This window comes from Bradyrhizobium sp. STM 3809 (genome assembly GCF_000239795.1).
Classification (GTDB): Bacteria; Pseudomonadota; Alphaproteobacteria; order Rhizobiales; family Xanthobacteraceae; genus Bradyrhizobium.
In genome coordinates, this window is record NZ_CAFJ01000094.1 from 1 (window position 1) to 8,481 (window position 8,481).

Sequence of the window (8,481 nt, forward strand, 5' to 3'; positions counted from 1 at the left end):
CGCGGACCACGGGTGCCGGTCGGCACCCGGCCTTCCCTGCGCCCTCCGATGTCTGGAGGGACGAGGATCAAGCATCACTCGGGCTGACAGGTCGCGAGAACACATCATCATGTCCGAGATCGCACCACGCGCACACCGTCGTCCCGGCCTTGAGCCGGGACCCATACGCCGCGGCGGGCGTGGCGAGAACGGGATGGCTGACACTTGCGTACTAACTTGGGCCGGTGGTTATGGGTCCCGGGTCAAGCCCGGGACGACGGCAGAGGATGGCGCGGGCATCGGCCGTCTCATTCGCGGTCGATCCGGCATGCAGCAACCGCACATCGCTCACTTCGCCGCGACGAAGAAAAAATCCTCCCGGCCCGGCGGCGAGCCGTAGGTGAAGGGCTGCTGCTGATGCTGGGTCGCGGCCCAGACGTCGTCGCGGACGATGTCGAACAGCTTTCGCACCTCGACCTTGGGCTCCTTGATGTCCTTGGCGAGCGCGGTGGCGAACGGGCTGTTGGTGCCGTTGCCGTCGAGCGCGGTGGCGCCGTGCTTGGCGGCGTAGACCACCATCATGCCGGCGCCCGGCTCGATGTTGGAGAAGCCCTTGTCGACCAGCTTCAGCGCCAGCGTCTGCTTCATCGTCGGCGCGAACGGATTGTCGCGGCAGGCATCGAGAATGACGAGACGCAGCTTGCGCGCGGCGCCCACCGCTGCCAGCACCTGCTCCAGCGCGACCGCCTCGGTCTCCGCGTCCTTGTCGGCCGCAAGCCTCGCATCGACCGGGACCAGATAATTGACGCCGCCGATCTCGAAACCGTGGCCGGCATAATAGACGACCGCCCAGTCGGCCTTCTCGGCCTCGGCCTCGAAGCTGCGCAGCGCCTCGAAGAACTTGTCGCGCGACAGATCATTGGCGAGCGTGACCGACTGGAAGCCGAGGCCGCGCAAGGTGTCGGCGATCAGCTTGGCGTCGCGCGGCGGGTTCGGCAGCGCGGGGACGGATTTGTAGTCACCATTGCCGACCACCAGGGCAACCCGGCGCACCGTTGCGGCGGCGCCCGAGCCCTCCGGGCTCAGCGCCGCGAGCCGGTCCTGCGCCAGCTTGCGCGCGTTCACCACGTCGATCTCGTCGAACGGCGTCAGCGCGAACGCCGCCGAACGGTAGTCGGCGCGCGCCTGGGCGAGATCACGCCGGCGCTCGAACAGCTGGCCGCGATCGGCATGGGCGCGGACATTGTTGGGGTTGAGGGCCAGCACGGTGTTGAGGTCCTTCAGCGCGGCGCCGAGATCGCCCTTGGCGATGAAGGCCTCGGCGCGGCTGTTCAGCGCATATTGGGACTTGGACAGGCTGGCGAGCACGGCGTTGCAGTTGGCGATGGCGTCGTCAAACTTGCCCATCGCGTTGAAGGCGTCGCAGCGATAGGTCGCCGCCTGGGTCGATTCGGGATCGATCTTGTCGGCCTCGGCGAAGTCGGCCAACGCGCCCTCGAAATCCTTCATCATCGCCCGCACACGGCCGCGATTGGCCCGGGCGACATACATCGTGGGCGAGATCCGGACGGCGGCGTTGAAATCGTCGAGCGCGCTCTGCAGCGCGCCGCGTCGCAAGAAGATCACGCCGCGATTGTTGTAGGGAGCGGCATAGTTCGGCCGCTTCTGCAACGCCACCGCATAATCGGCGATGGCGAGGTCATCCTGGCCCTTGCGCCAATAGGCGACGCCGCGCCGGTCGTAGAGACCGGCATTGTCCGGATCGGCGGCGATCGCACCGGTCAGGGCGGTGATCGCCTTGTCGTAGTCGCGCTTGTTGATCGCGGCGTTGCCGCGCACTTCGAGTGCGGCGGCGAGGTCCTTGCCGGTCAGGCTGCCGCTGGCGAGCAGCCGTTCGCAGGCATCCAGCCGCGGCGGGGCGGGGCTGTTGCCGTCCGCCGACCGGTTGCGGCAGTTGACGAGGTCGTCGGACAGGAGCGGACCGGCCGAGACAGGCGTGGCGAAAACAAGCAGGAGCAGCAGCGAGGCAAGGCGGGACATAGGGGCGGCGGATCTCGATCGGAACTGGGGATGTCGATTGGTCGAACGAATAGCGCTCCGGTTCGAGCAGGGCCAGCGGTCGGCCACTGGCGTCCGCCTCGGGGAGCGGCCGGCGTTCACGCAGTCGTGTGGCCGGCCCCGTAACGCCGCCGGGGATGCAACGTATCTTGCGACGGAGGGCCGGCCGGGCCAGTGTTCCGGCCGGCGAAACGAGACAGACAACCAGACCGAGGATCGAACATGCGCCTCACCCGCTCCCTTTTCCTGAAAACGGCCGTGCTCGGCGCCATCGCGGCCGCCGGCGTCCTGGCCTGGCAGCCGCTGCACGCCGCCGAGGAGGCGGTCGTCATCCCGCCGCCGGCGCAGGACCAGCCGGCGGGCGATGGTCTCGAAACCGCGGTCGTTGCCGGCGGCTGCTTCTGGGGCGTCCAGGGGGTCTACCAGCATACCGCGGGTGTCGTCAGCGCCGTCTCCGGATATGCCGGCGGCACCAAGGCCACGGCCGACTACCACACGGTGTCGACCGGCAGCACGGGCCATGCCGAATCCGTACAGATCAAGTTCGACCCTAAGAAGGTCTCCTACGGCAAGATCCTGCAGATCTTCTTCTCTGTCGTGCACGATCCGACCCAGTTGAACCGCCAGGGCCCGGACACCGGCACGCAATATCGCTCCGCGATCTTCACGACGTCTGAGGCGCAGAAGAAGGTCGCCGAGGCCTATATCGCCCAGCTCGACAAGGCCAAGGTGTTCGGCAAGCCGATCGTCACCAAGGTCGGCAAGCTCGAGGCGTTCTACCCGGCCGAGGACTATCACCAGGACTACCTGACGCTGCACCCGAACCAGCCCTATATTGCCTACAACGACCTGCCGAAGATCGACAATCTGAAGAAGATCTTCGCCGAGAACTACATCGACAAGCCGACGCTGGTCAGGGACGCCAAGGCGACGAATTGAGCGCCGCCTCCTGCCCGATCAGCACAACGACAGGGGCGGATCACTTTGGGTCCGCCGGAGGAACGAAGAGATGAGCGACACGAAAACCAGCGACAAGGTGGTCAAGAGCGAGGCCGAGTGGCGCAAGGAGCTGACACCGATGCAGTACGCCGTGCTGCGCGAGAAGGCGACCGAGCGTCCGTTCTCAGGCGAGTACGAGCATGATCACCGCGCCGGGACCTATGTCTGCGCCGGCTGCGGCCAGACGCTGTTCGAGTCCGATGCCAAGTTCGATTCCGGCTGTGGCTGGCCGAGCTTCACCCAGCCGGCGGTCGAGAGCCATATCGACGAGGAGACCGATACCACCCACGGCATGATCCGGACCGAGGTGCTGTGCTCGAAGTGCTCCGGCCATCTCGGTCACGTCTTCCCGGACGGTCCTGGGCCGACCGGGTTGCGATATTGCATCAACTCGGCGGCACTGAAGCTGAAGCCGCGCTGATCTGGCGCCCTCGCCCTCCGGTACCGTTCCACGAACGGTACCGGAGGGCCGGCCGCTCGTGTTTGGCAGGTCCGGACAAGACAAAATCAGTCACAACACGCCAGAATTTCGCTAAGCGCATGAGGCTCCCCTGCATTCACAAGTTGCAGAGCAATTAAGTTATTGAAAAAATAGGACATTTCAAAGCTGGTCCGGGCAGGCCGGATTTACGATGTGACCGGGCAGGATTCGCATTTCTGTCAAATCGGCCTATATTAGAGGCCGTAACTGACATGCAGGGCTGGGCCGCCTGGAGCGGCAAGATTCCGCCCTCCACACCCGCAATCGCTGGCGTCATTGCCAAGCTTGATCGTTCGAAGCTCGCGTCAGCGCTTTTAGCCGACAAGAAGAGGTCTCAGACCATGCGTCCAATGCGTCCGTTCAACTTCAACACCTCTGCCGAACTGTTCCCCGCCGCCATTCGCAAGAAGAAGCGGGCGGGCTTCGCCTATCGGCGGTTCGGCACTGCGGCCGAAGCCGTGCGCTTCGCCATGGAGGAGTTGCCGGCGGACTCGCTGAATGGCGCCTATCTGCAGGTCGAGGAGGCCCGGTTCGACCAGAACGGCATCCGCACCCTGTATGAGAGCGAGGCGTTCCCGCTGCCGCGCCGCGCGGTGGACAAGGCGCCCGACGCCGATGCCGCCTGACGGCAGCCCAACCATCCGACGACACCCTGCCCCGCCCAGTGCGGGGCAGTTTTTTTTGGGGGGTCCGTTTATTCGCTTTCGCGGCCTCTCACCGGGGCTGGGTATCCAGCCACCGCCGCAGGATCCTGGCGTTGCGCATGTTGGCGCGGAACAGCACGTCGAAGGCATCGCCGGCCACCGGCACCATGCCGATCACGCCCTCGACCGCGACGTTACCAAGCATGCGGGTGATGACGTGCCAGGGTGCTCCGAGCGCGCGCGCCTCGCGCACCAGCCACAGCGACAGCGCGGTGGCGATGAGGTCGCCGACGACGGGGATCAGGCCGATGATGCCGTCGAGACCGTAGCGGATGTTGGTGCCGGGCACGACAAAGGCGACGTCGAGCAGCTTCGCCACCGCCTCGAGCCGGGCGATGCGCTGCTCGCGGGTCAGATTGCCGAACGGATTGGCGCCCTGGAAGTCGAAGCGCACGCCACCGGGGCCGACAAAGGCGCCGTTGAACGAGGACCGGAACGATCCCTGCGGGATCTCCCGTCCGTCCTGGTCGATGATCGGCCCGCGCGCCTCGTTGGCGTCGAAATGCGCCTGCGAGGCACGACCGGTGGCGCGGCGGGGCGAAGTGGGGCTCTGGTTCTGCATGGCCATGACATGGCAACGCGCGAGGCAGGACACAAGTTGCGTCGAACCGCCGCCGGTCGGCTAGCGGCCGCGCGCGCCGGTCGGCGTCAACCCGAACCGGCGCCGGAAGCAGCGGTTGAAATAGGACAAGTCGTTGAAGCCGCAGTCGAAGGCGATATCGCTGATCCGGCGGCCATCGTCCGCGAGCAGATCCATCGCCTTGCGCAGGCGGAGCTCGTTGAGCCGAGCGGAAAAGCTGGCCCCGGCCTCGTAGAGCAGGTCGTTGACGTAGCGCTCCGACAGGCCCGCCGCCGCCGCGAGCTTCTGCGCCGAGAAATCCGGCTCGGCGAAGCGCTGGTTCAGGATCGCGAGCACGCCGCTGAGACGAACGCTGCGCAGGCCGCCACGGCGGGCCTTGTGCATCACCTCGCCGCGGACGCCGAGGCCGATCGCGACGAGGTCGAGCAGATGCTGCGCAACGGCTGTGCCGGCTTCGTCCGCCGCAGCGGGACGGGCGAGCAGCAGCTCGCTATAGTCCATGGCCAGCGACAGCGCCCCGCCCGGCTCCAACTCCCGTCCGACCAGATCGTCGACCCCCGGCACCATCGAGCGCAGCGTCACCATCGGCAGATGCACGTTCACGAAGCGTTTGTGGCTCGCGCCATCGGCACTGAAGAACGGCTCGTCGAGCTTGAGCAGCACCATCGCGCCCGGGCGCAGAACGAACTCGCGTCCGCGATGCGCGACCATCGCCTCGCGGCTGCCGGCGTTGCGCGCCAGGCAATACCGATCGTCGTTGGTCGCCAGCACCTGGCGCCGTTCGCGCCTCACCCGCGTAAAAGTGCCGTCGCAGCGGCCGAGAAGCGTCGTGCCGATGTGGATGGCGTTCATCGCAGCGCGAAACGGCACGTCCTCGGCGGGATCGAGCTCGCCGGTGTTGGAGAAATGCTCGAACAATTCCGCAAAGCACAAGAAGCGCTGCCTGTCGTCCAGCGTCTGCGGCAGCATGTCGGTGGACAGNTATTTTCCTGACAATCGTCATCGAAATCTGATCCGCAAAAATGAAAAGCCAAAAGCAACGCGACCAATGTGGCAGCGGCGGGATGAACGGCCGCTGAAACATCAAGGGCCGGCAAAGCCGGGGTCAGAGCGCCGACCAGTCCAAATCGCGCGGCCCTCGATGCCGATGAGTCCAAGACGACGGCCGGAGGTTCAACTACGGATGCCGACGGACGCACGCCAGCATGCATGCGGCCTCCATTCATCCAAGTCGTCAGCTATCAGTGCGAGGAGAGATCGAGATGACCATGTCTTCCGCTGCCCGCAAGCTCGGCCTCGGCGCCGCCCTCACGGTCGGCATCGGGATCGGCTATGCCATCGGCGCGCAGCCGCACATGACCGAGACCATCACGCTGCTGCAATCCGCACGGGCCGAGCTGGGCCTGGCTACGCCGAACAAGGGCGGCCACCGCGAGCGCGCCATGGGGCTGATCGACCAGGCCATCGCCGAAGTGCGCGCCGGCATCGCCTTCGCGGCCGGCGGCTAGCCGTTCACGATCAGACCAGGGAGATCAGCGATGCGAACAATCCTTTCCAGCTCGCTCCTGTCGGCAAGCCTGATCCTGGGCGCCCTCACCGCCAGCGCATCGGCGATGCCGCTGGCGGCGGCGATCGACACCGGATCGTCCGCTCACATCATTCAGGTCGCTGGCGGATGCGGCCGCGGCTTCCATCGGGGCCCCTTCGGCGGCTGCCGGCGCAACTGGGCCAATCCGGCGGCTCACGCCTGTCCGCGGGGCTATCACATCGGGCCCGGCGGCGGCTGCCGTGGCAATGGGAAATAGACCGATCGGCCAGCCCGATCCCGCTACGCAGCCGGCGGCTCAGCGACCGCCGCCGGCAGCGGCTCCTCGACGAACCTGTGAACCAGCCAGGACGACACCGTGGCTGGAATGAAGCCGACCAGCCCGTACAGGATCCACTGCAGGGCGCCATATTCGGAGCCGTGCGAGGCATAATTGAAGCCGGCGAGCACGAAGGCGATGCCGCCCACGATCAACATCCGCAGGCCCGGCGGAATGCGCCGGACATGGAACAGGATGTCGTCGATCGCGCACATCATCAGGGCCGGCAGGAAGCCGAACAGATAGCTGTATTGCAGCGACGTCACGAACACCTTGAACAGCTTGGCGACCTCGCCCGCATCCGTGTTCGTCCAATAGCCGGACAGGTAGGTGGTGACCAGCAGCAGCGCGAAGCCGCCAAGCGCCGGACCGACGGCGACGAAGATCAGATACCGCTTCATGCCCAACCTCCCTGCTCGCTCACCGGCCGCACGCGCGAAGCACCTGCCGTCCGGTCAGTCCCCCCACACCGCGAAGGCGTCGTTGAAGGCGCGCTCGCCGGGCGCTCCCTTCTCGATCGCGATGATGGCGCGGCGCTGATTGCTGTAGACCAGGGGAACGTCGAACCACGAACGCTCCTTCAGGAGCTGCACGTTGCGGGCCCGGTCGGCATCGACATTGGACAGGCCGACGAGGAAGAACCCGTCGGTGACCTTCACGGCCAAGCCGGCCAGCGGCGTGCCCCGCGCCTGCTCGTTCGACTTCATCAGGATGCCCGGCACGTTGCCGACGCCGCCGCCATCGAAATTCTGCGGCAGGATGAAAGTCAGCTCGGCGGTGTGGCTCGCCGGCAAGGACGTATCGGTGTTGCGGCGGAACGACATCGTCATCTTGAACTTCCGATCCGGAATCTCGATGTCGGCGCGGACGGCGATGTCGGCCTTCTGCGTGCCCGTCGCCTTGATCTGCTCGGTGCGCCAGACCACCGAACCGAGATATTGCTTGCCCTTCGGATCCGCCGGATCCTCGTCATACAGCACGACTTTCTGGGCCACCGGCGCGATCTGGTCCGAGGACGGCGACTGGCCGACGCGATCGGTGATCTTGGGCTTGCTGAGCGGCGCACCGGTATCCTTCGGCGCCTCGACCGTCGAGGTCGACTTGAACAAGCCGGAGACCCCGCCGATCAGCGGACGGCCCCACAGAATGCCGGCGCCAACCAGGATCAGCACGATTCCGGCAGCAATCGCGGCCTTGAACGGGAAGGTCGAGCCGCTGCGATCGGACTTCTTCTTGACCTCGCGCTCGCCGCCTGCCCGCGGACGGGCCGACGCGGTGGCCGGCACCGCGTAGCGCTCCGCCTCCTGGACCGACTCGTCATAGGAATAGGCCGGCTCGGCGGGCAGCGGCGGCCGGTCGTCGTCGCCATCGAGGCGATCGAGGTCCGTGGCCGGAACATTGGCGTAGGTCTTGCGCGCGGCGCGGTTGGCCTGGGCCGTGGCCTTGCCGAGATCGTCCACGTCGGCGGTGATGTCGCGGAAGCCGCGCATCGACGGCGTCGCGGCGGAACCGTTGCCGTCCGGCGCACGTCGGGGGACCGGGGGACGGTCGCGCAACGGCGACGCATCCGGGGCAGCCGCCTGGGAGGGCTGGGGCCGCGCCGGCGCGGCGGGTGCGGCAGCCAGAGGCGGCGGCTCTGGCCGTTGAGCCCGCATCGGCTTGGCCTCGGCCGGCTCGGGGCCGAGAGGCGGACGATCGGTGCGGGGAGGCGGCGCCGGGGCTGGTCGCGGCCGAGCTGCGGCGGCCTGCTCGGGCGTCGCACTGGGCTGGGCCACGGGGGCCGCCGGAGCATCCGGATTGCGCGTGCCGGCCCGG

The 8,481-nt window shown here is 67.0% G+C and carries 10 protein-coding genes; 5 read left to right on the top strand and 5 right to left on the bottom strand.

What is annotated here, in order from left to right:
* Nucleotides 1–327: 327 nt before the first annotated feature.
* Entirely contained in the window at nt 328–2,019 is a 1,692-nt protein-coding gene (locus BRAS3809_RS04915; RefSeq protein ID WP_008960997.1) for a caspase family protein, read from the bottom strand.
* Nucleotides 2,020–2,259: 240 nt separating this feature from the next.
* Here BRAS3809_RS04915 and msrA point away from each other — a divergent pair, with 240 nt between their 5' ends.
* The 3 genes from msrA (at nt 2,260) to BRAS3809_RS04930 (ending at nt 4,143) form a co-directional block, all read left to right on the top strand.
* Nucleotides 2,260–2,976 (top strand): peptide-methionine (S)-S-oxide reductase MsrA, encoded by a 717-nt coding sequence (gene msrA / locus BRAS3809_RS04920; RefSeq protein WP_008960998.1) that lies wholly within the window; start codon nt 2,260–2,262, stop codon nt 2,974–2,976.
* 70 nt (nt 2,977–3,046) lie between these two features.
* Nucleotides 3,047–3,457: a peptide-methionine (R)-S-oxide reductase MsrB gene (msrB, locus tag BRAS3809_RS04925; RefSeq protein WP_008960999.1), complete on the top strand. Its 411-nt coding sequence runs from the start codon at nt 3,047–3,049 to the stop codon at nt 3,455–3,457.
* A 401-nt stretch (nt 3,458–3,858) separates the two neighbouring features.
* Complete coding sequence (locus BRAS3809_RS04930) at nt 3,859–4,143, top strand: hypothetical protein (RefSeq protein WP_170323255.1); 285 nt, start codon at nt 3,859–3,861, stop codon at nt 4,141–4,143.
* 88 nt (nt 4,144–4,231) lie between these two features.
* Here BRAS3809_RS04930 and BRAS3809_RS04935 read toward each other — a convergent pair whose 3' ends face one another.
* Together BRAS3809_RS04935 and BRAS3809_RS04940 are read right to left on the bottom strand one after the other, a co-directional pair.
* Nucleotides 4,232–4,783 (bottom strand): DUF4112 domain-containing protein, encoded by a 552-nt coding sequence (locus BRAS3809_RS04935; RefSeq protein ID WP_008961001.1) that lies wholly within the window; start codon nt 4,781–4,783, stop codon nt 4,232–4,234.
* A gap of 60 nt (nt 4,784–4,843) precedes the next feature.
* Nucleotides 4,844–5,770, bottom strand: coding sequence for a helix-turn-helix transcriptional regulator (locus BRAS3809_RS04940; RefSeq protein ID WP_008961002.1), 927 nt, complete (start codon nt 5,768–5,770; stop codon nt 4,844–4,846).
* Nucleotides 5,771–6,063: 293 nt separating this feature from the next.
* On the opposite strand from BRAS3809_RS04940, the gene BRAS3809_RS04945 reads away from it, so the two are divergent.
* Together BRAS3809_RS04945 and BRAS3809_RS04950 are read left to right on the top strand one after the other, a co-directional pair.
* A complete protein-coding gene (locus BRAS3809_RS04945; protein ID WP_170323254.1) occupies nt 6,064–6,309 on the top strand; it encodes a hypothetical protein in 246 nt (81 codons plus the stop codon).
* Nucleotides 6,310–6,339: 30 nt separating this feature from the next.
* Entirely contained in the window at nt 6,340–6,606 is a 267-nt protein-coding gene (locus BRAS3809_RS04950; protein WP_008961004.1) for a GCG_CRPN prefix-to-repeats domain-containing protein, read from the top strand.
* 23 nt (nt 6,607–6,629) lie between these two features.
* On the opposite strand, the gene BRAS3809_RS04955 is transcribed toward BRAS3809_RS04950, so the two are convergent.
* Both BRAS3809_RS04955 and BRAS3809_RS04960 read right to left on the bottom strand, forming a co-directional pair.
* Complete coding sequence (locus BRAS3809_RS04955; protein WP_008961005.1) at nt 6,630–7,067, bottom strand: DUF5413 family protein; 438 nt, start codon at nt 7,065–7,067, stop codon at nt 6,630–6,632.
* Between the two features lie 54 nt (nt 7,068–7,121).
* Nucleotides 7,122–8,481, bottom strand: a 1,360-nt coding sequence (locus BRAS3809_RS04960) for a hypothetical protein (RefSeq protein WP_052523362.1), incomplete at its 5' end; no start/stop codon positions are given.

Coding starts and splice junctions, on each gene's coding strand:
- BRAS3809_RS04935 (WP_008961001.1), bottom strand. CDS start 4,783: ATGCAGAACCAGAGCCCCACTTCGCCCCGCCGCGCCACCGGTCGTGCC.
- BRAS3809_RS04930 (WP_170323255.1), top strand. CDS start 3,859: ATGCGTCCAATGCGTCCGTTCAACTTCAACACCTCTGCCGAACTGTTC.
- BRAS3809_RS04955 (WP_008961005.1), bottom strand. CDS start 7,067: ATGAAGCGGTATCTGATCTTCGTCGCCGTCGGTCCGGCGCTTGGCGGC.
- msrA (WP_008960998.1), top strand. CDS start 2,260: ATGCGCCTCACCCGCTCCCTTTTCCTGAAAACGGCCGTGCTCGGCGCC.
- BRAS3809_RS04945 (WP_170323254.1), top strand. CDS start 6,064: ATGACCATGTCTTCCGCTGCCCGCAAGCTCGGCCTCGGCGCCGCCCTC.
- BRAS3809_RS04915 (WP_008960997.1), bottom strand. CDS start 2,019: ATGTCCCGCCTTGCCTCGCTGCTGCTCCTGCTTGTTTTCGCCACGCCT.
- BRAS3809_RS04940 (WP_008961002.1), bottom strand. CDS start 5,770: ATGCTGCCGCAGACGCTGGACGACAGGCAGCGCTTCTTGTGCTTTGCG.
- msrB (WP_008960999.1), top strand. CDS start 3,047: ATGAGCGACACGAAAACCAGCGACAAGGTGGTCAAGAGCGAGGCCGAG.
- BRAS3809_RS04950 (WP_008961004.1), top strand. CDS start 6,340: ATGCGAACAATCCTTTCCAGCTCGCTCCTGTCGGCAAGCCTGATCCTG.